This is a genomic window from Desulfuromonas sp., from assembly GCF_002868845.1.
Classification (GTDB): Bacteria; Desulfobacterota; Desulfuromonadia; order Desulfuromonadales; family BM501; genus BM501.
In genome coordinates this window covers 259,664-281,199 of sequence record NZ_PKUB01000041.1, presented here as the reverse complement: position 1 = coordinate 281,199, position 21,536 = coordinate 259,664, and the positions used below count along the sequence as shown (strand labels likewise).

Here is a 21,536-nt window from a genome sequence, read left to right as displayed (position 1 = left end):
CAGCCGGATCGACGGCTTCGTCGAAGGTTTCGAAACCCAGGACCTGGGCTTGAAAGAAAAGGAACCCTCGCCGAGCATCCTTTCCGCCGGCGAGGGCGAGATATTGAAAGGGGCCGGGGCGAAAAAGAGGGGGACCTCCAAGGAGAATAAATGAAAAAGCACGCCCTTTCGGGCGCCTTGGGACCTTTTCCACAAAAACTGTGGAAAACTTGTGGAAAAGGGTGTTGGCTGGAGACTCCCCCCCGGTCATCAAAACCTTTCCAACAAAGTGATTATTTTTTAGGCAGAAACTTTCATCATAAAAATCAACTACTTGGAAAAACCTTCCAAACCGCCATGTCGGGCGAGCGCCCCTCGTCCCTTATCCTTGGTTTTTATTAAAAAAGAGAGCAAAAGTGTTTATAAAACTATTAGTTGTATTCATTGTAGTCCCTCTGGTGGAGTTGTTCGTCCTGCTGGAGGTTGGCTCTATGATCGGAGCATTTCCGACCATAGCATTAATCATTTTAACGGGAATTTAAGGGGCCTACCTGGCCCGAACCCAGGGATTCGATCTCCTGCGCCGAATTCAATCCGAGATGGAACAGGGGCGCCTGCCCACCGAGGATCTGCTCGATGGAGCAATGGTTCTGGCCGGCGGAATTGTTCTTCTCACCCCGGGGTTCTGCACCGACCTTCTGGGCTTCATCCTCCTGGTCCCCTTCACCCGCGCCCACGTCAAGCGCATCGCCCGCCTCTGGTTCCTGAAACAGGTGAATCGGGGCAACCTTACCATTCGGCGCTTTTAGCACCGCCTCAGCAGAGGGGACGCTCCCCCAGGGCCGGTCCAGGCTGTTGGAATGAAGTCGAAACCGGCGATCTCCTCCCGAAAAGACGCCAGCGCCTGAGCGGTGGCGTCCCACAAGAAATCGGCATGCCCCACCCTCTTGCGCTGCACGATCTTCATCGAATGGTCGACAATGGCCATGCAGCGGGTAGTCTCGGCAACGATCACAGCTCCCCCTGGCGGACCTTCTTTTGAACCAATCAAAGTGGAGGGAAGTGTCAATAAGACGATGGGAGGGGAAAGGGGCCGTGGAAAGGTCTTTCAGCCCCCCCTTCGGGTGCTGATTCCCCTGATCCCCATATCCGGAATGCCTCGGCGGAGCACTTCGGAAATCTCGCGGACCGGCAAGGGATGGCTGAACAGATAGCCCTGCATGAACTGACACCCTTCGTCCCCGAGCAGGACGGCTTGATCGTGCATCTCAACCCCCTCGGCGATGACATCGAGCTCAAGGCTATGAGCCAGGGCTACGATCGACCTTGCGATGGCTGCGTCCTTCCCCTCGGTAGCGATGTCCTTGATAAAGGCCCGATCGATCTTCAGAGTGTCGATGGGGAAGGATTTGAGATGGCTCAGGGAGGAATACCCCGTACCGAAATCGTCAACGGCGATGCGGATTCCCAAGTCCTTGAGCCTGCTCAGCAGTAATGCGGCGTCCTGCTCCTTTTTCATGACCAGGTTTTCCGAAAGTTCGATTTCCAGGACGTGGGAATCGATGCAGGACTCGCGCAGGACAGTCGAAACGGTCTCTATTATCCGTTCCAGGGCGTACTGCTCCCCCGAGAGGTTGACGGCCACGCGCTGCGGGCAGAGACCGGCTTCCTGCCAGGTCTTAATCTGGACACAGGCCGTTTGCAGAACCCATGCGTTTATGTCGAAGATCAACCCGGACTCTTCGGCGACGGAAATAAAAGCTCCGGGGGAGAGGAGCCCCCGCTCCGGATGATCCCAACGGATGAGCGCTTCTACCCCGAGAATGCTTCCGTTCAAGAAGTCGACCAGGGGCTGGTAAAAGAGTCGGAATTCATCGCCTGCGAGGCCTTTGCGAATTTCGCTCTCCAGGGTCAAGCGTCCTGCCGCGGCAAGGTTCATCGAATCGTTGAAGAACTGCAATTTGTTCCGACCCTCGTCCTTGGCCTGGTACATGGCGATATCGGCGTTCTTCATCAGGGTTTCGAGGTCCGTCCCGTCCTCGGGGAAAAGGCTGATTCCGATACTGGCGGTCACCAGGACCTCGCGCCCTTCGACGACGAGCGGCTGGGAAATCGCATCCAGGACCCTGGCTGCGACCCCTGCAGCATCCCGGGGTTGGGTTATTTCGGCCAGCAGGATGGTGAATTCATCCCCTCCCCTGCGGGACACGCAGGGCATCGCCCCTCCCCCAACGGGGCGGGAAATGGAGTCGCACTTTCTGACAACCCCCAGGATGCGCCGGGCGATTTCCGTCAGCACCGTGTCGCCAAACCGGTGCCCGAGATTGTCGTTGATCCTCTTGAAGCGGTCGAGGTCGAGAAAGAGCAGGGCCATGGACCGCTCGGACCGTTTGCAGGCGGCAATGGCCTGGTGGGTCCGATCGTTAAAGAGATGGCGATTGGCCAGTCCGGTCAAGCTGTCGTGATAGGCGAGAAACTTGACTTTTTCCTCGGCGCGCTTGAGTTCGGTGACGTCCTGCACCGTCCCGACGACGGCGCTGGGCCTCCCCCGGCCGTCGCAGACGACCTCCCCCAGGTGCTGAACGACCCTGTTGTCCGGGCCGGGGCCATTCAACCGATAAGTCAGAGAGTAGCTCTTGCGCTTTTCCAGAGCGTTTCCCATGACCCGGGTCACCATGCCCCGGTCCTCGGGGTGGGCCGACTCGAAAAAGAGACTCCAGTCCGGCGGTTCCTGCTGATCTTCGATTCCGAGGAGGGCGCCCAGCTCCGGCGAGCAATGAAAGGAGTCCCGCTCCAGGTCAAGTTCCCAACTGCCGAGTTGAGCGATGCGATGAGCTTCGGCAAGCCTGGCTTCGCTTTTGGCAAGGCGCAACATGGCTCCGTTGGCGCGCAGTACGTAGCGAGCCCGGTATCCGAGCATGGCCCAGTTGAACGGCTTGGTCAGGAAGTCGTCTGCCCCCACGTCGAAGGCCATGTGAACCGATTCGACATCCTCCAGTCCGGTCATGATGATCACAGGAGTGCGGCGGCCCCCCGGAAGTTCCTTGAGTGCCTCGCAGGTGGCAAACCCGTCCATTCCGGGCATGACCAGATCGAGGAAAACCAGGTCCGGGATGCTGCGCTCGAAGCTTTTCAGCGCCTCCCAGCCGTCCTCGGCCTCGTCCACGGCAAACCCTGCCTGCTCCAGCGATGCGCGCATCAGCAGGCGCATCGACATGTCGTCATCGACGATAAGGACTCTCGGTAGATCGCTCTTTTCGGCCTGCCGGGTCATTCCTTTGGGTTCCTAGCCTCGGTGAAGGGTGAAAGTGACGGTTGTTCCCCTGCCGGGTTCGCTCTCGACCCAGATCTTCCCATCGTGCGCCTCGACAATGTTCTTGGCGATAGTCATCCCCAGCCCGAGACCTTCGACCGCGGTGTTGGAGGCATCGGCGCGATAAAACTTTTCAAAGATTCGCGCCGCCTGGTCTGCAGACATCCCCAGCCCTTCGTCCTGCACCGCCACCTGCACGCGGTCCTCGGTGGCGTCCGCCTGAACCTTGATCGCGCCCCCCCCTGGAGAATACTTAATGGCGTTGCCGATCAGATTTTCCAAGACCTGTCCGATCTTGGCGTGGTCTGCATGCAGGGGCAGCGAGGCGTCGGGAAGTATACTCACCCACTCCCACCGGGGGTGCTGTTGTCGTAAGGGCTCGATCACGTTACGGATCAGCTCCCTCGAATCGAAGCGGGTCTTTTGAAGCAGGATCAGCTGCCCCGATTCAATGCGACTCAGGTCGAGAAGGTCGTCCACGATGCGCGAGAGTTTTTCCGCTTTCTCGTAAATACAACCCAGGTGGTCCTTCTGCTCCTGGGGGGCGAGATCCCCTCCTTCCAGAAGCAATTCCGTGAATCCCAGGACCGAGGTCAGGGGAGTCGTCAGTTCGTGGGCGGCGGTCGAGATAAATTCGCTTTTCAACTGATCGACTTCCCGCTCCCGGGTGATGTCGCGAAGAATCGTAATCGTCCCCCTGTGCCCTCCCTCGCAGTTGAGAACATCGCCGCTGCGCGCCTGAATGAACTGCTCTTTATCGCGACCCGGCAACCTGAGTTGAAATTCGAGGTCGGTTTTGCCGCCCCGCTCTTTTCGTTTTCCCAGAAGTTGATCTCGCAGGGCATCGATCCTTATCGCGTCGTTCACGCTGCAGTCGATAACGTCGCTCAGGCGCACGCCGAGCAGGTCCTCGGCCGCACGGTTCATGAGGACGATGCGGTAGCGGGCATCGGTCACCACCAGGCCGTCGACCACGGACTTCAGGATGCCGTCGATGCGATCCCGGGCCGCCTCGGCTTCGGCGAGGGCGATTTTGAGGTTAGCCTCGCTCTTCTCCAGCTCTCGGGTCATGGCGGAGGCGCGCAGCAGATAGCGCACCCGGTACCCGAGCACCGTCCAGTTGATGGGTTTGGCGATAAAATCGGTGGCGCCCACCTCGAAAGCCTGGTGAATCGCATCTATATCATCAAGCCCGGTCACCATGAGAATGGGCAGATGTTCCCCAGAATACCGTTCCCGAAGGGCCCGACAGGTGGCGAACCCGTCGAGTTCAGGCATCACGACATCGAGGACCACCAGGTCGGGACACCTCTCTTCAACGACAGCCAGTGCGACCCTGCCGTTATCAGCCTCGCACACCCGAAAACCGGCCTTTTCCAGGGCCGCAGCCATGACAAGCCTCATAGAGCTGTCATCGTCCACGATCAGAACCAGGGGGGGGGACATTTCGGGCATCTCTGTCATTGGCCGCCCTTCATCCTTCCGGATTCTCTCTGCGCTGCCCGGAGACAGCCCGGGGATCTTGATCCTTTCCGGCCATAGGCTCCAGGGCACAGCACACTCTCTCGTATTCGGTCCTGATTTCGGCGAACAGAACAGCAGCCTTGTCGATGGATCCGCTCCGCCCGCGCCCTTCCATGTCCCGACACAGGGCGGACAGTTTGAGCCCCCCCATATTGCCGCTACTCGATTTCAGGTTGTGAGCGGCCCTGTAGATTCCGTCAGCATCGCAACGGGTGACAGCCTCCTCAAGGGCCGCGAGAGTCTTGGGGCTTTCCTGGAAAAAGGCCGCGATCACCCGGCCCAGGATGTCTGGGGCCCCTTCCCTCTGCAGGGCGCGGATACTCCCGAGGACTTTGCCATCGATGGGTTCCTCCCCTTCCTTGCCCTCACCCAGATGGCCAGTTCCGGAATTCCCCCCGGTGTCGCCTGCCTGTATCGGTGGACTCCCCTTCGCTTTCCCCTGCCCCCGGGCCCAGCGCTTCAGAACCGACCGCAGGTGCCCCAACTGGAAGGGCTTGGTCAGGAAATCGTCCATTCCGGCCGACAGGCATTTTCTGCGATCTTCTTCGAGGACATGGGCGGTCAGGGCGATGATTGGCGTACGCCGGGCTTCCCCTCCTCGCGATTCCATGGTGCGCATTTGCTCCGTCGCTTCGTATCCGTCCATCTCCGGCATCTGGCAATCCATGAGGACCGTGTCGAAATGGCCGCGACCGAAAACCTGGAGAGCCTCCTTGCCGTTTCCGGCGACCTGGACCTGGCAGCCGATCTTCTCGAGCATCCCGAGGGCGACTTCCTGGTTGACGGGATTGTCTTCGACGAGAAGGACCCGGGCCGAAAGAAGATCTTCTGGCTCGTGCAGAGTGTAGCGGGTGACGAATTGGGGGCCGTCCGGATCGGTCGAGGTGCCCATAACGGTGCGCAGGCACTGAAGGAGTTCAGCCTGCCGGACCGGCTTGGTCAAATAAGCCCGGATTCCCGCCCTCCTGGCCCTCTGCGCATCCCCCCTGATACCGACGGAGGTCAGCATGATGAGACGCAGGGCGGCATAAGCGGGCTCCGACTGAATGGCCTCGGCCAACTCGATCCCGCTCATTCCCGGCATGTTGTTGTCCATAATGACCAGGTCGGGGAGGTTCCCTTCGGACGCGCTGTTTCTCAGGCAGTCGAGCGCCTCCTCGCCTCCCTTGGTCTTTTCGCAGTGAAGTTCCCAGATCTTGAGCTGGTGTTCGAGGATGGTGCGGTTGGTTTCCCTGTCGTCTACGATGAGGACCCGCAGCCCCTTCAATTCCTGGCGCGGGACAACCAGGGGCGGAACAACCGGGCTCCCCTTTTCCAGCAAAAGGCTGAACCAAAAGGTCGATCCTTTCCCGGGGACGCTCTGGAACCCGATCTCGCCCCCCATCATCTCGACAATCTCCTTGGAGATGGCCAAACCGAGTCCGGTGCCGCCGAAGTTGCGGGTGGTCGACTCGTCGGCCTGGGTGAAGGGCGTGAACAGCCGGGCCCCCTCCTCGGCGGAGATGCCGATGCCGGTATCGCGAACCGCGAAGTGAATTTTCGCCCTGTCTCCCGCGTCCTCCAGGATTTTCACCTCTACCACGACTTCACCCTCGCGGGTGAATTTGATGGCGTTGCTGAAGAGGTTGGACAGCACCTGCCTCAGGCGGCTTGGGTCGCCCTTCAGCCCGGGCGGCAGGCCGCCGGCGATGAGAACCCCGAGTTCGACGTCCTTGTCCTGAGCGTTGGCGGCGAACAGCTCGGCGACGTCTTCGACCATCTGCCGCAGGTCGAAAGGAACGCACTCGAGTTCCAGCTTCCCCGCCTCGATCTTGGAGAAATCGAGAATATCGTTGATGATGTTCAGCAGGGACTCGCCGGAGTTGCGAACCGTCTTCACCAGCTTGCGCTGCATGGAAGAGAGGTTGCTCTCAAGGAGGAGTTCCGACATGCCGAGCACCCCGTTCATGGGGGTGCGGATCTCGTGGCTCATGTTGGCCAGGAACTGGGATTTGGCCCGGCTCGCCTCCTCGGCTTGGTATGCGAGGGCATAAGCCTTGTCCATGGCCTCCTCCAGGTCCCGGGTCCGCTCCTCGACCTCCCGCTCCAGACGTTCCTGGTGCTCTTTTTCTATTCCTCGGTACTCCCTCAACTTTCCCAACATGTCGTTGAAGGTCTCGGAAAAGGAGGCGATTTCGTCCTGGCCTCGAATGTCGAGATGGTGATCCAGGGAGCCCAGGGAGACCTCGCGGGCGACGTCCTCCAGCTCCTTGATCGGGGATATGATCCGCCGGGTCATCAATACGGTCAGGCATGACCCGAGCAGCACCGCGAAGGAGGTAAAGAGCAGGGCGGAAAGGAAGTTTTTATGCAACCGGCGGTGCAAAAACTTCTGGGTCAGGCCGAGCTGCACGTACCCGAGAAACTCGGCGTCGATATCCCCCTCATCGGAAAAGAGTTCCTCTGCTTCGTCCCCCGATTGACTGAAAACGGGTGCCCAGAAATCGAAAATTTGCTCTCCGCTGTCTGGGTTCCGCAGTTCCTGGTGAAGGATTGTTTGCGAGGGTCCGGGGCCGGTCATGAGGCTCGGTCCGGGAATGAGGCCGGAGGAGGTTCCGGCCTTGGAGAAGACGAGCCGCCGGTCCTCGGTGAAGACGGCCAGGTAGGCGACCGCTTCATAGACGAACAGGCCCTCGGCGATGCTCTTCAGAGACTGGGGATCCTCCGTATAGAGGGCGTATTCGCTGTCCTGAGCAGCGGTAGCCGCAAGGGACTCCCCGAGTCCGATCAGCTCCCGAAACCCCTCTCTCCGGTCATGGTGCCGCTGGAAAAAGACAATCCCCATGGCAGTGACCAGGATGAGCAGGATGGTCAGAAGGTTGATCTTGGTGGCGAGGGTGATTCGCCATTTCCCCATGGTTTTGACCACGATTTCTCTTAAAACGTCTCTTGAGCCCCGTCGACAAGCGACGGAGGCAGTCCGATTTTCATCTTACGGGCGGTTTTCAGGTTCAGCGAATAGGTTATCTTTCGGGGCGATTCGACGGGCAGGCCCTCGGGCGCCTGCCCCTGGAGCGCCCTGAGGGCCAACTCTCCGCACTGACGGCCGATATCGCGGTAGTCGCGGTCTAGGGCGTAGAGGGCTCCGGCCTTGACCCAGGCCCGGGAGAGGCCGACAAAGGGGATCCGGTTGCGGAAGGAAAAGAGCAGGATGCTCTTGGCCGTCTGGGGGGTCAGCACCACTCGGTCGCTGATTCCCCATAGGACATCAGCCTCTTTGGCCAATCTTTCGAGCGCCTCCGGCAGATCCTGCGGATCGTCGACCTGCCGGGGAACGACCCTGAAACCATAGGTTGCGGCGATCTCGGAAGCCGCAGCCACCCCCTCCCCGTTCTCGGCGGAATTGTAAAGGACCCCGACGTTGAGCATTTTTGGGAACATCCTGCGCATCCACTCCATCTGGGTTTGAAGGGGGATATCGAGGACGACCCCGCCGACGTTGCGTTGCCGGGGGATGTCGCGCCGGTCCAAGACCATGCCGGCCACGATGGGAACATCACCACGCTGCGCGCATGCCGCGTTCAAGGCCGCCGTGCCGAGGGCGAGAATCAGGTCGGGTTTCCCCTTCTTCACCTTTGCAACGACAGCCATGGCCTCTTCTTCCGTCCCCACCAGGGTGTGGATAGACAGGTCGACTCCTCCGGCCTTCCCCTGCAGAAGTTCCCTCACCCCTTCCGTGGCCTCCCGAAAAGGCGCGCGCTCGGAGCTCACCAGCAGAGCCACCCTGGCGGGCGATGGCGAGGCGGCGAGGACAGGCGCGCTCCAGGCGAGGCAGAGCCAGGAGGCGAGCAAACCGAAGAAGATTGTTTTTCTTATCGACAGGATCATGGCCTGGGTTAAACCCTAAAAGAGATAAGTCACCTTGAAGCGGAATGTCCTCCCCTCCTGGGCGATGGCGTCCTGAATATGCTCTTCGGAGCCGGGGTCGCTATAGTCCTTGTCGAACAGGTTGTAAATGCTCGCCGAGAGTTCAAGCCCCTCAAGCACGTCCTGGCTTGAGAGGGTCAGGTTGGTCAGCGCGAAACCGCCGACCTCGCCGCCCTGCACCGTCTTCCGTGAACTGGTGTAGCGCTCCTCAACGGCGATAAAGACCTTGTCCCATACCAAGGGCAGAAGGAGGTTGAGCTTGGCCAGGTGCTTGGGGGAGTTGGAGAGAATGCTCCCTGTCTCCTTGTTTTCGGTCTCCTGGAAGGAATAGCTGATGCGCCCTTCGATCCCGTTCTCCCACTTCCCCTCGAGCTCCACCTCCGCTCCCAGGGCCCTCACCTCGTCGATATTTTCGAAGACCAGCAGGTCATCGGAAGGATCGGTCTTTAGGTTGATCAGATGATCGATCTGGTAGTAGAAGCCGCCAAGAACCCCCCGCAGGTGGTCTCCCAGGTACTGCTCCCAGACGATCTCGTAAGTGCGAATGGTCTCGGGATCCAGGTCCGGGTTGGCTTTCGTGGTCTCCCCGCCGTCGTGGTAGTAGAGTTCATAGGCGCTGGGGGCCCGAAAGGCCTCGCCGTAGAGCAGCTTGATCGCCGTCTTCTCCAAGGGGGTGAAGATGAGTGCCGTGCGGGGATTGAGAGTGCCGCCGAAGGTGCTGTAGTGGTCGTAGCGCAGGCCGACGTTCAGGCTCAGGTTGTCGAGGAGGCGCACGTCGTCCTGAGCGTAAAGAGCCCAATAATCGCTGTCCCGCCGATCGTCCAGGTAGACCTCTTCGTCGAAATTGGACTGGTCCTGACGGTAGTCTTTCTGGTACTCCCCGCCGAGAACCACCTGGTGCCGCTCCAGTACCCTCCGGGTGTACTGCGCCTCCGTCCCCACCCAGTGCCCGCCTGCATCATCCATGTTCACCACCAGGTAGGGGTCCTCTTCTTCGGTCTCCGCGTAGTCGTAGGCATAGTCGCCGTCGTAGCCGTAGTGGCCGTAGTGAACCCTGGCGTTGAGGTTGCCCCCGTCCGTGAAGGTGTGGTCGTACTGGAGAAAGAGGTAGGACTGCTCGTCGATGGTCCGGGTTCGGGGGTCGTTGAAGACCGTCTCCCAGGGTGCGGTGGGTATATCCTTGCTACTCTTGGCCAAAGCTCCCTCAAGGGTGAAATCACCCCAGGCGAGCTTGGCAAAGAGGTTGAAAAGCTCGAGCCCGTCGTTGTTTTCCGAGATACCGCCGTTTGTCTCAGGGTCGTCGAATTCAGGATAGTAGAGGTCGCCCTGGCCGTCGCTTTCGCCATAAGTGGCGGAAACGAGGGCCTCCAACCCGCCAGGGAAGCGCTGGCCATAGGTGGCCCGACCGTCCCAGCTGGCGTGGCTGCCCGCCTCGCCGGAGACCTCCACTCCCTGGACGTCGCGGCCCCGCCGGGTGATGACGTTGATTACACCGAAAAAGGCGCTGGTGCCGTAGAGGGAGGAGCTGGGACCGCGGATCACCTCGACCCGGTCGATCAGATCCACATCCAGGGGAAAGGACGGTCCGAGGCCGGCGCTGCTGTAGATGTTGTCGTTGAGCTTCTGCCCGTCCACGAGCAGAAGGATGCGGCTGTTGTAATCGCCGGGGCGGCCGAANCTGCCGAGGATTTCAGAAAGGCTGCGGTAACCGTAGCGCTTGATCTCGGCGGAGGTGACGATGCTCACCGACGAGGGGGCCTCGGTGACCTTCTGCTCGTACTTGGACGCGCCGAAGACCGACGGGATTTCCTCGAAGAGCATCATTTCGTCCCCCAGGGGGTCCGGAGACGCCAAACCGGCCGACGCCGTCAGCAGAAAACCCCAAACGATCAGCCCACAAAGGATAACCCTCTTGCCTCGCTGCATGAAACAGTCCCTCCATTGAAGTTTATTAACAGTCGTCAAAAGAAAACGCCCACCTTCTTCCAAAGGTGGGCGTAATCATAATTGATTCGCAGGATGACAATAATTACGCTCCCTTCGGCAGCCCGGCTGTCCTTTTTTGGCAAGGACCCGTGGCTTTGCGTCCCCCGATTGCTCGAGGTTTGCTTTTATCGAAGAGCTATTTCCTTATTTAAATACCATGCATACGAAATTCAGGTCAAATATAATCACTCAAAACTGCATATCGTCCATAATAAAAGTACGATCACTCCGCCTTTCTTGTTGTTTTGTTATTAAACAGCTCTTCCCAACAGAACGCTCCCAGGGTTTTGTTGTTTCGTTCCACAAAGACCCCCATGGTGTCCCTTGTCGAAGGCCTTTCGCGTGGACATGGCCAAGTCACAGACCAGCTGGGCCAGCATCTTCGCTTCTCGTCGGCCGTCCTGCAGATGCCGCTGTCCTTCACGGTCAGGGGCAGAGGTTGAAAGAAGGATCCTGACGGGTGTCGTCGGTTGGGGATGGTCCGGCCACCGGGTGGGCGTGCAGGGGATCTTCGACCCCGCTGGAAGCGGCAAGGGTCACGGTGGGCTTGGGCAATATGGGGCGGTCGTGAGGAAGGTCGATGGCGCCGAACCCGGCTACCCCGCGGCTGAAAAAGACGATGCCGAGGACCAGGGGCAGAGCTACGTTGGATATAAAGTGAAAGGCCAGGCCCCGGCTGCGCCCCCAAACTCTCTTCATGGCCGTCAGGCGGAAGTACTCTTTTTCGGCCAAGAGGCGGACCAGGGAAACTAAAACGACGTAGAGGGCAAAGAGCCCCATGGCGATGTACGGGTTTCCGAAATCATGGGCCGAACAGTCCACTGTCATCTCCTGCAGATCGTGGCACCCGGAATCCTATAGTTGAATTATAAGAAATTTTTACAGTTTATCAAGAGAATACAGCCCCCCTTTGTCGAATTTTAAAAAACCGTTCTACTTGTGGAGAGCGGATAAAAAAAGGCGCCGGTCAGAGGCCGGCGCCTTTGGGACGGGGAAAAGCCCTCCGGGGTCTACATCTCGTCCAGAAAGTGCTTTTCGTAGAGGTCTTCCAGTGCCTGCAGATGGCGGGTTTCATCGTTGAGCAGGTGGTCAAAAAGTTCGGCCATGGGAGCACCGGCACACCCCTGAGCCATCTTCTGGTAGAAATCGATGGCCCCCTTCTCGAGATGAATGGCGTAGGCCAGAGCTTCGCGCACCCCGGCATCGGCCTGCAGTTCCTCGACCCTCAGAACGTAGTAGAGGTTCATGGTCGGAACGGGCTTGGCCATCCCCTCCTCTCCCTCTACAAATCCCTCCACGAGGGCCTTTTCAAGCATATGCTTGTGCTGAAGTTCGTCGAGAGCGGCTTCCTTGAGAATGCCTATGGCGTGCTTGTCCTTGACCTTGCGGATGGCCCCCAGGTAATTCCTGAACCCCTCGCGCTCCATCTCGACAGCCTTTTCGATGGCCGCCTCAAAGGTGTAACATACCTGTCCTTCTGTGCTCATGGGAAATCTCCTTGGTTTTCAATAGATTACAATGTAGCCGTGTTGTTCGGCGATTTTCGATATTTCCAGCACATCGTCTATGTGGTAGTTCTTCCCTTCGAGGGTGAAGTCATAGCCACCGGCGGGATCTTCCTTGGCCATCCCGATGAGGTATTCAAAGCTTGCGGTCTTTACCGTCTCCATCGAACCCATCCTCCCAAAACTGGTCTTTTAGAGATCCTTTTTCTACCACATAGCCGGACGAACCTCAAGGGCCATGGTGGGCACGGTCGAACCGTCCCCCTCACGGGTTCGGCGATCCGCGGCCCGTTCAGGAATCACCCAATCCCTTGGCCCGAGCCAGTCCGGCGGCGCCGAGAATACCCGCGCGCTCCCCGAGCTCACCGCGAACCACCTGCAACCTCCGGCCTGTAACCTCGAAGGCTCGACAGCGCAATTCGGCATGAAGAGCCGGCCTCATGAGATCGATACTCTCGCTCGCCCCTCCGGCCAGCACCGCGCCGTCCAGGTTGAGCAGATTGGCAATGCCGGCCAGCGCTTGGCCCAGGCGTCTCCCGGCCTGCTCCAGGGCCTTCCGGGCGACCCGGTCACCGCATCTCGCTGCCTCCGCCACCCGGCGGCTCGTCAACGCCGAACCGGCCTCGCTCAGCTGTGACGCCTGCCCGGCGGCCAGGGCCTCCCTCACCGATCGCACGATCCCCGTAGCGCTGGCGTACTGTTCGAGGCACCCCCTGCTGCCGCAACCGCAGGGCCGGCCTTCCGGTTCGACCGTGACGTGCCCTGCCTCCCCGGCGGCCCCGTCCGCCCCGGTCCAGAGCCGGCCGCCAAGAACCAGGCCGCCGCCGACCCCCGTTCCCAGAGTCAGAACGATAAAGGAATCGAAGGCGCGGCCGGCCCCGTACAGATGTTCGCCCCAGGCGACGGCATTGGCATCGTTGGCCACGGAGACGGAAAGACCGAGGGCCTTTTCGAGGTCGGCGGCGAAGGGAATCCCGTTGAGCGGCGACAGGTTTGGGGAAACCCGCACCGTGCCGTCGAGCGAAATGGCACCGGGCACGCCGATCCCGACCCCCCGCACCCGCAGCCCCCCGGCGTTCCCAGCCTGTTGAAGGCTGCGACAGAAATCGACCAGCCGACCGAAGAAGACATCGAGGCCGTCGTCGATACGGGTCGCCATGCGGGATTCAAAGTGAAGTCTGTCGGAGTCGCAAACCAAAGCCCCCCGGCAGTTGGTCCCCCCCAGGTCGATCCCGATCAGGGTGTCGTTGCTCAAGGCTGCCTCGATCCCGCCTCGGTGGCGATGGCGAGCTTGCCGAACCCGGCCTGCTGCGCCGCGTCCATCAATTCAACTACCTTCCCGTGCCGGGCCTCCCGGTCGGCGAGGAGCAGGAATGTCGTTCCGGCGGCTCTCTCGCCGGCTTCGGCGAGCCTGGCGCGAAACTCGACCAGGGAAACCTTTTGGTCCTGAAGGTAAATGCCCCCCTCCCTGGAGAGGTAAACCTTGATTTCTTCCGGTTCCTTGGGAAGAGCCTGGGCCCCCGCCTCCGGAAGCTTGACGGATATCCCCGGGGTTTCGATGAAGGTGGTGGAGATCATGAAAAAGATCAGGAGGAGAAACACCACATCGACCATGGGAGTCAGTTCGACCCGGGGCTCGTCCCGGTTGCGCCTTCGAAACCCCATGTCAGCTCTCCTGCCGCCCCAACAGGTCGACCATCCGCAGGGAATATTCCTCCATCTCCAGGATGGTGCGGTCGACCCGGCTGGTCAGGTACTTGTGAAGCAGAATCGTGGGTATCGCGACGGAGAGCCCGGCGGCGGTCGTAATCAGGGCTTCGGAGATCCCTCCCCCGAGGGTGGCCGGGGTTCCGACCCCAGCGGTGGCGATAACCGTGAACGCCCGGATCATGCCGAGAACCGTGCCGAGCAGGCCGAGCAGAGGGGCAATGGTCGCGATGGTTCCGAGCAGGCCGAGATACCGTTCCAGCGGGGCGGCTTCCCTGGCCCCGACCTCCTCCACGGCAGTCTTGATCTGCTCCCGGCTCCGGCCGGCCGAATGAAGGGCGCCAATGAATATGCGGGCCAGGGGCGATCCGGTCCGCTGACACAGGACCAGTGCCTCTTCGAGATGATTTTTGATGACAAGCCCTTCCACTTCCCTGACCAGGGCGAGGCTGCCCCGCCGGACCTTGAAAAAGGTCCAAAAGCGCTCCAGGAATATGGCCAGGGCCAGCACGGAGCAGAACAGGATGGGATACATGAGGGGGCCGCCCTTGAGAAAAATCTCCATAGCTGCTGATTCCTTTGGCAAATAATAACTTACAGACCGGCGGGGAAAGACCCGTTGGAACGTTCTGGCTCAGTCGCCATCTCCGAAGGCGGGGTTGACGCCGTCTCCACCTGCTTGAGCATTTTTTGAAAAAGCGGGGGCAAGATAATCGTAGGTCGCCTGCAGGTGCTGGGGAATCACCCTCACGTCAGCGAAGACCGGCATAAAATTGGTATCCCCGCTCCAGCGAGGAACGATGTGCATGTGAAGGTGGTCAGTCACCCCTGCCCCTGCGATCTGACCGAGATTCATGCCGACATTGAACCCCTGGGGTGAGAATTTCTCCTGCAGGACATCCCGGGCCAGGTTAAGCAGGCGGTGCATCTCGAGGGCCTCGACGTCGGAGAGGACCCCGGGGTCGCAGGTGTGGCGATAGGGAGCGACCATGAGATGACCGTTGGAATAAGGGAACTTGTTCATCAATACAAAGGCGTGATCTCCGCGACGAAGGATCAGTCGCCCCGGATCGTTCGAAGGGTCGCCGAGGCCGCAAAAAACGCATCCCTCCCCTTTCTCCGCCTCACCTTGAATATATTCCATCCGCCACGGGGCCCAGAGTTGCTTCATCGACCGATCTCCCTTTGGAATGGCCTCACTTGTCGTCAATACAGAGAATCCGACCCGAGACGCCCTGGTCGACCTCAAGAACCCCCACCGAGTGAAACGGGGCCCCCCGCCGATCGGTGGGACTGCCCGGGTTGAACAACAGCAGGGACCCGAGGCGACGGCAGGTCGACTGGTGACTGTGTCCGTAGACAAGGCAGTCCAGGTCCTCGCCCAAAAATTCGCCCATGACCCTTTCCTCAAGGGTGTCGGCGGCTCCCCAACCGTGAATCAGGCCGATCCGCGCACCCCCAACGGAAATCACCTTTTTAAAGGGAAGCCCGTACCCAGGGGGATCCATGTTCCCCTGCACGGCATGGACCGGGAGCGGCGCGAAGGCTCCCAGCACGTTCGGATCCACAAGGTCACCGGCATGAAAAACCATGTCGACGTCGGCAAGGAATCGCTCCGCCAACCGGGCCAGAAAAGCAACCCCTTCTTTTCTGTCTTTCAAATGGGTGTCCGAGAGCACCCCTATCTTGATCATGGCATCTCTTCCCTTGATCCTGGCTGGGAGTGGCAAACTTTCGATTTTCTTCAGGATATCCCATCTTTTACTCTCTGGGAAGGGGGAGTGTCAACTCCCTCGCTCCCCCCCCGCCCCGAGCCCCCCCCGATCTGGCTGAAATTCGCCTATTTTTCGACTTCCCGCCGCATCCCGCGGCAAGGGGATCATGGGCCTTTCGCCTCGATTTCCTTGACGATGCCTGAATAGACGATATTTTTGGCATAATAAAAATCATTTTATCTCACTTTGTTCTTTTGGCACCGGCGTTGCTTGGTACGAAAGGGACGTGACCTTTTTAAACATGGTTTTCCTGCTTCCGCCACCGTCATTTAAGCTTGACAAACCCCCAAGGAGAGAACTATTTTACCTTTTATTCTGCTTAAAATTTTGCTTCACTTTCCCTGTCAAGCATCCCTTATGATGCCGAAAACATAAAGCCGTCTCGTTCTCAATAATTTTTACCAGGTCTGGTTTTTTACGGAAACTAAAAATCTCTTTCCAGGAGGATTAGGACTTATGAGCAACAAACAAGACGCCCTCGATTATCACAGCAAGGGCCGCAAAGGAAAAATCGAGGTCATTACCACCAAACCCTGCGCCACCAGCAGGGACCTCTCCCTCGCTTACAGCCCTGGTGTCGCCGAGCCCTGCCTCGAAATCGAAAAGAACCCCAACGACGCGTATAAATATACGGCCAAGGGCAACCTGGTCGCCGTCGTCTCCAACGGCACCGCCGTTCTTGGCCTCGGTGACATCGGCGCCCTCGCCGGCAAGCCGGTCATGGAGGGCAAGGGCGTTCTGTTCAAGAGCTTCGCCGACGTCGACGTCTTCGACATCGAACTCGACACCAAAGACAGCGACGAACTGATCCGCACCGTCAAGCTGCTCGAACCGACTTTCGGCGGCATCAACCTCGAGGACATCAAGGGGCCTGAGTGCTTCTACATCGAGGAGGAGCTGCAAAAAATCATGAGCATCCCGGTCTTTCACGACGACCAGCACGGCACTGCCATCATCTCCGCCGCCGGAATGCTCAACGCCCTGGAGATCATCGGCAAGAAGGTCGAAGAGGCCAAGATCGTCGTCAACGGCGCCGGCGCCGCCGGCATCGCCTGCGCGAACCTCGCCATCACCATGGGCATCGACAAAAACAACGTCATCCTCTGCGACACCAAGGGCGTCATCTACAAGGGGCGCACCGCAGGGATGAACGAGTACAAGGAGCGCCTGGCCGCCGAAACCGACGCCCGCACCCTCGAAGACGCCATGGTGGACGCCGATATCTTCTTCGGCGTCTCCGCCAAGGGGGCCCTCACTCCCGAAATGCTGAAAACGATGGCCAAGGACCCGATCGTCTTCGCCATGGCCAACCCTGACCCGGAGATCACCCCGCCCGATGCGAAAGCCGTGCGCGAAGACGTGATCATCGGCACCGGCCGCTCCGACTACAACAACCAGGTCAACAACGTACTCTGTTTCCCCTTCCTCTTCCGCGGGGCCCTCGACACCCATGCCAGCGCGATCAACGACGAAATGAAACTGGCCTGCGTGAAGGCCCTGGCCGAACTGGCCAAGGAGGACGTGCCCGATTCGGTGCGCAAGGCCTACGCCGGCGAAGAGATCAAGTTCGGCCGCGAATACCTGATCCCCAAACCGTTCGATCCCCGGGTGCTGCTGCACGTCGCCCCCGCCGTGGCCCAGGCCGCCATGGACAGCGGGGTCGCCCGCCGCCCCATCGAGGACATGGACAAGTACAGGGAGCGCCTCGAGGCGATGCAGGGCCGCTCCAAGGAGATCATGCGCACCCTGATCAACAAGGCGAAGGCGGCACCCAAGCGGGTGGTCTTCCCCGAGGGGGAGGAGGAAAAGGTTCTCCGGGCGTGCCAGGTCCTGGTCGACGAAGGGATCGCCAAACCGGTCCTGCTCGGCAACGAAGAGGAGATCCGCGCCAGGATCAAGTTTCTGAACCTCGATCTGGACGACATAGACATCATCGACCCCATGAACTCCACCAAGCGCGCCGAATACATCGACGCCTTCTTCGAGATGCGCCAGCGCAAGGGAGCCACCCGCGCCGAGGCCAAGCGCCTGATCAAGAAAAACCGCAACTACTACGGAGCCATGATGGTCCACAGGGGCGACGGCGACGCCCTGCTCTCCGGCGTCGACCACCACTACCCGGAAACGATCCGCCCGGCACTGGAGATCATCGGCAAGAAAGAGGGACTCTCCAAGGTCCATGGCGCTTACATGATGGTCACCAAGAAAAACGTCACCTTTTTTGCAGATACCACGGTGACCATCGAACCGACCGCCGAGGAACTCGCAGAGACGGCGATCCTCACCGCCGAGAAGGCGACCCATTTTGAAATCGAGCCGAGGGTGGCCATGCTCTCCTTCTCGAACTTCGGAAGCGCCCTTCACCCGCTCACCCTCAAGGTCAAACGGGCCACGGCGCTCGTGAACGAGTGGGCACCCGACTTGGTGGTGGACGGCGAAATGCAGGCCAACGTCGCCCTCGACCCTGACTTGATGGAAAAGCAGTATCCCTTCTCAAAGCTCAAAGGAAACGCCAACGTCTTCGTATTCCCTGATCTGCAGTCGGGCAACATTTCCTACAAGTTGCTCAACAAACTGGGCGGAGCCGAGTCGGTCGGCCCCATCCTGATGGGAATGAAAAAGCCGGTCCATGTCCTGCAGCGCGGGGACGACGTGGCGGACATCGTCAACATGGCCGCGGTGGCCGTTGTCGATGCCCAGGAGGCGCAGGCCTGACCCGGTCCGCCTTTCCCGCATACCGATTTCTTCACACCCAAAGGGGGAGCGCAGGCGCTCCCCCTTTGCCTTTCCCCCTTCCCACCCAGCCCCAATCCTGCTAATATGTCGCCTCGCGCGCAGGCGGCCTCGCTGCACTTGCCCTCGCGGGAAAAGAACGCCGCCCCCGGACAGGGGGCCCAACACCCGAAGGAGCCCTTTTCGTTATGCGTTATATGAGCACCCGCGGCGGAGTCAGCGACATCGCCTTCAAGGACGCTGTCATGATGGGCCTTGCCGACGACGGCGGCCTGCTGTTGCCCGAATCGATCCCCTCCCTGAGTCCCGGGGACATCGAGGCCACGGGGAAACTTGCCTACCCCGAACTCGCCTTCCGGATCATTTCCCTCTTCGCCACAGACATTCCGTCAGCGGACCTCAAGGAACTGATCGACCGCAGCTATGCGAGCTTCTCCCACCCCGAGACCACCCCGGTGGTCCACCGGGACGGCATCTACATCCTCGAGCTTTTCCACGGCCCGACCCTCGCTTTCAAAGATGTGGCCTTGCAGTTTCTCGGCAACCTCTTCGAATACCTCCTGCAGGAGCGTGGAGAGACCATGAACATCCTCGGGGCCACCTCCGGGGACACGGGAAGCGCCGCCATTCATGGCGTCCGGGGGAAGAAGAACATCAATATCTTCATCCTCCACCCCCGGGGCAAGGTATCACCGGTGCAGGAAATGCAGATGACGACGGTCACCGACCCCAACGTCTTCAACCTTGCCGTTGAGGGGACATTCGACGATTGCCAGTCGATGGTCAAAGCCATTTTCGGCGACCTGGAGTTCAAGAGCCGCTACAACCTCGGCGCCGTCAACTCCATCAACTGGGCCCGCGTGCTGGCCCAGGTGGTCTACTACTTTTACGCATTCGGCCGCGTCAGCGCCGAGACGGGGTGCCGGCAGATCGACTTCTCCATCCCCACGGGGAATTTCGGTGACATCTTCGCCGGCTATATCGCCAAGCGCATGGGCCTCCCCGTCCGCAACCTGGTCCTGGCCACCAACGAAAACGACATCCTCTCCCGCTTCGTCACCAGGGCTGATTACACAAAGGCCGAAGTCAGGCAGACATTGTCGCCAAGCATGGACATCCAGATGGCCAGCAACCTTGAGCGCTACCTCTTCTACCTCTTCGGCGGGAACCCGGCCGAGACCCTCGGGGCCATGGAATCCTTCCGGCTGACGGGGCGGATCACCTTCTCCGCCGAGCAGGCCCGCCGCATCGCCAAAGACTTCCTTTCCGCCTCCGGAAACACCGATCAGACCCTCGCCACGATCCGCGACTTCCACAATTAGACCGGGTACATCCTCGACCCCCACACGGCCGTCGGCGTCTACGCCGGCAAACGCCTCTGCGGAGGGGACTATCCCATGGTCTGCCTGGCCACCGCCCACCCGGCCAAGTTCGGCGAAGCCGTCGCCAGGGCTCTCGGCAGGGGCCCCGACATTCCCCCTTCGGTCACCGCCCTCGAATCGCTTGAGCGCCGTTGCGAAACGGTCCCCAACGACCTCGAAGCGGTAAAGACCTTCCTCAGCACAACTGTTTCCTGATCATCAAAGCCTCTCAAGAAACCCTTTGAGGCCATCAACGAAAAAAGCCCCCGGCAGACGCCGGGGGCTTTTTTCGTTGATGCAGAAACCGCTCTAGCAGTCGAAGTACAGAGCGAACTCCTCAGGACAGGGGCGCATGCGCACGGGATCGACCTCGGCCTCGCGCTTGTAGCTGATCCACATGTCGATGACGTCCTCGGTGAAGACATCGCCCTTGAGCAGGAACTCGTGGTCGGCCTCGAGAGCGGTGAGGGCTTCGTCAAGGGTGCCGGCGACGCTGGGGATGTCCTTCAGCTCCTCGGGAGAGAGGCCGTAGATGTCCTTGTCCAGCGGCTGGCCGGGATCGATCTTGTTCTCGATGCCGTCGAGACCGGCCATCATCAGCGCCGCGAAGGCCAGGTAGCCGTTGGCGGAGGGGTCGGGCGTGCGGTACTCGACGCGCTTGGCCTTCTCGTTGTCCGTGACCGGAATGCGAAGGGACGCCGAACGGTTGCGGTTGGAGTAGGCGAGGTTGACAGGGGCCTCGAAGCCGGGGACCAGGCGCTTGTAGGAGTTGGTGGAGGGGGTGGTAAAGGCGCACAGGGCCTTGGCGTGCTTGATGATGCCGCCGATGTAGTACATGGCCATCTTGGAGAGGCCGCCGTAACCGTCGCCGGCGAAGAGGTTCTTGCCTTCTTTCCACAGGGACATGTGGCAATGCATGCCGGATCCGTTGTCATTGAAAATCGGCTTGGGCATAAAGGTGACGGTCTTGCCGTTGCGCACGGCGACGTTCTTGATGACGTACTTGAACCACTGCAGGTGATCGCCCATGGCGAGGAGCGAATCGAAACGCATGTCGATCTCGCACTGGCCGCCGGTGGCGACTTCGTGGTGGGCGCACTCGATATGCAGGCCGACCTCCTGAAGGGCCAGGACCATCTCGTTGCGCAGGTCGATCATCGAGTCGGTCGGGGCGCAGGGAAAGTAGCCTTCCTTGTGCCGGGGCTTGTAGCCGAGGTTAGGCATCTCGTCGGCGCCGGTGTTCCAGATCCCTTCCTTGGAGTCGACGGAGTAGAAGGACTCGTTGGCGGTGGAGGCGTAGCGCACGTCGTCGAAGATGAAGCACTCGGGCTCGGGACCGAAGTAGGCGGTGTCAGCAAGGCCGGTCGACTTCAGGTAGGCCTCGGCCTTCTGGGCGATAAAACGAGGATCGCGGCTGTAGCCTTCCTTGGTGATCGGGTCGATGATATTGCAGATCAGGCTCAGGGTCGGGGCCTTGACGAAGGGGTCGATCTTGGCCGTCGTCGGGTCGGGCATGATCAGCATGTCGCTGTTGTGGATCGGCTGCCAGCCGCGGATGGAGGAGCCGTCAAAGCCGATGCCCTCCTCGAAGATGTCTTCGCTGAACTCGCAGATGGGGGTGGAAAAGTGCTGCCAGATGCCGACGAAGTCGAGGAACTTGAAATCGACGAACTGGACGCCATTATCTTCGGCAAATTTTACAACTTCTTTCGGGGTCATCGAATGTCTCCTTGATGGTAAGATTTCG

The 21,536-nt window shown here is 60.0% G+C and carries 17 protein-coding genes, 2 pseudogenes and 1 riboswitch; of the genes and pseudogenes, 4 read left to right on the top strand and 15 right to left on the bottom strand.

The window, feature by feature from the left end; all coding sequences use genetic code 11:
• Positions 1–150 precede the first annotated feature (150 nt).
• On the top strand, positions 151–381 hold the full coding sequence (locus C0617_RS13050; protein WP_291317469.1) for a hypothetical protein: 231 nt from the start codon (positions 151–153) through the stop codon (positions 379–381).
• A gap of 14 nt (positions 382–395) precedes the next feature.
• A pseudogene (locus C0617_RS13045) lies at positions 396–788 on the top strand (FxsA family protein).
• On the opposite strand, the gene C0617_RS13040 reads toward C0617_RS13045, so the two are convergent.
• From C0617_RS13040 to C0617_RS12980, 14 genes are all read right to left on the bottom strand, one after another.
• On the bottom strand, positions 785–994 hold the full coding sequence (locus C0617_RS13040; RefSeq protein ID WP_291317468.1) for a hypothetical protein: 210 nt from the start codon (positions 992–994) through the stop codon (positions 785–787). The pseudogene C0617_RS13045 and the gene C0617_RS13040 overlap by 4 nt on opposite strands.
• A gap of 93 nt (positions 995–1,087) precedes the next feature.
• Positions 1,088–3,253, bottom strand: coding sequence for an EAL domain-containing protein (locus tag C0617_RS13035; RefSeq protein WP_291317467.1), 2,166 nt, complete (start codon positions 3,251–3,253; stop codon positions 1,088–1,090).
• Between the two features lie 12 nt (positions 3,254–3,265).
• A complete protein-coding gene (locus C0617_RS13030) occupies positions 3,266–4,756 on the bottom strand; it encodes an ATP-binding protein (protein ID WP_291317466.1) in 1,491 nt (496 codons plus the stop codon).
• A 10-nt stretch (positions 4,757–4,766) separates the two neighbouring features.
• Positions 4,767–7,724 (bottom strand): response regulator, encoded by a 2,958-nt coding sequence (locus C0617_RS13025; RefSeq protein ID WP_291317465.1) that lies wholly within the window; start codon positions 7,722–7,724, stop codon positions 4,767–4,769.
• Between the two features lie 8 nt (positions 7,725–7,732).
• Complete coding sequence (locus tag C0617_RS13020) at positions 7,733–8,683, bottom strand: ABC transporter substrate-binding protein (protein ID WP_291317464.1); 951 nt, start codon at positions 8,681–8,683, stop codon at positions 7,733–7,735.
• A gap of 15 nt (positions 8,684–8,698) precedes the next feature.
• Positions 8,699–10,363, bottom strand: a complete 1,665-nt coding sequence (locus C0617_RS17195; protein ID WP_365889322.1) for a TonB-dependent receptor — start codon at positions 10,361–10,363, stop codon at positions 8,699–8,701.
• 398 nt (positions 10,364–10,761) lie between these two features.
• Positions 10,762–10,842, bottom strand: a riboswitch (cyclic di-GMP riboswitch).
• A gap of 292 nt (positions 10,843–11,134) precedes the next feature.
• On the bottom strand, positions 11,135–11,530 hold the full coding sequence (locus tag C0617_RS13015) for a hypothetical protein (protein WP_291317463.1): 396 nt from the start codon (positions 11,528–11,530) through the stop codon (positions 11,135–11,137).
• A gap of 188 nt (positions 11,531–11,718) precedes the next feature.
• Positions 11,719–12,195: a ferritin family protein gene (locus C0617_RS13010; protein WP_291317462.1), complete on the bottom strand. Its 477-nt coding sequence runs from the start codon at positions 12,193–12,195 to the stop codon at positions 11,719–11,721.
• 18 nt (positions 12,196–12,213) lie between these two features.
• Positions 12,214–12,378: a hypothetical protein gene (locus C0617_RS13005; RefSeq protein ID WP_291317461.1), complete on the bottom strand. Its 165-nt coding sequence runs from the start codon at positions 12,376–12,378 to the stop codon at positions 12,214–12,216.
• A gap of 127 nt (positions 12,379–12,505) precedes the next feature.
• Positions 12,506–13,468, bottom strand: a complete 963-nt coding sequence (locus C0617_RS13000) for an ROK family protein (protein ID WP_291317460.1) — start codon at positions 13,466–13,468, stop codon at positions 12,506–12,508.
• Positions 13,465–13,878: a biopolymer transporter ExbD gene (locus C0617_RS12995; RefSeq protein ID WP_291317459.1), complete on the bottom strand. Its 414-nt coding sequence runs from the start codon at positions 13,876–13,878 to the stop codon at positions 13,465–13,467. Before C0617_RS12995 ends, C0617_RS13000 begins: the two co-directional genes overlap by 4 nt.
• A 1-nt stretch (position 13,879) precedes the next feature.
• Positions 13,880–14,485 carry a MotA/TolQ/ExbB proton channel family protein gene (locus C0617_RS12990; RefSeq protein ID WP_291317458.1) on the bottom strand — a complete coding sequence of 202 codons (606 nt, stop codon included), beginning with the start codon at positions 14,483–14,485 and terminating at the stop codon, positions 13,880–13,882.
• A gap of 69 nt (positions 14,486–14,554) precedes the next feature.
• On the bottom strand, positions 14,555–15,091 hold the full coding sequence (locus tag C0617_RS12985) for an HIT domain-containing protein (protein ID WP_291317457.1): 537 nt from the start codon (positions 15,089–15,091) through the stop codon (positions 14,555–14,557).
• A 25-nt stretch (positions 15,092–15,116) separates the two neighbouring features.
• Positions 15,117–15,614: a metallophosphoesterase family protein gene (locus C0617_RS12980; RefSeq protein WP_291317456.1), complete on the bottom strand. Its 498-nt coding sequence runs from the start codon at positions 15,612–15,614 to the stop codon at positions 15,117–15,119.
• Positions 15,615–16,151: 537 nt separating this feature from the next.
• Here C0617_RS12980 and C0617_RS12975 point away from each other — a divergent pair.
• Together C0617_RS12975 and thrC are read left to right on the top strand one after the other, a co-directional pair.
• Positions 16,152–18,410 carry an NADP-dependent malic enzyme gene (locus C0617_RS12975; protein ID WP_291317455.1) on the top strand — a complete coding sequence of 753 codons (2,259 nt, stop codon included), beginning with the start codon at positions 16,152–16,154 and terminating at the stop codon, positions 18,408–18,410.
• A 206-nt stretch (positions 18,411–18,616) separates the two neighbouring features.
• Positions 18,617–20,005 (top strand): annotated as a pseudogene (gene thrC, locus C0617_RS12970) (threonine synthase).
• A gap of 93 nt (positions 20,006–20,098) precedes the next feature.
• On the opposite strand, the gene glnA reads toward thrC, so the two are convergent.
• Positions 20,099–21,508: a type I glutamate--ammonia ligase gene (gene glnA, locus C0617_RS12960; RefSeq protein ID WP_291317452.1), complete on the bottom strand. Its 1,410-nt coding sequence runs from the start codon at positions 21,506–21,508 to the stop codon at positions 20,099–20,101.
• Between the last annotated feature and the right edge of the window lie 28 nt (positions 21,509–21,536).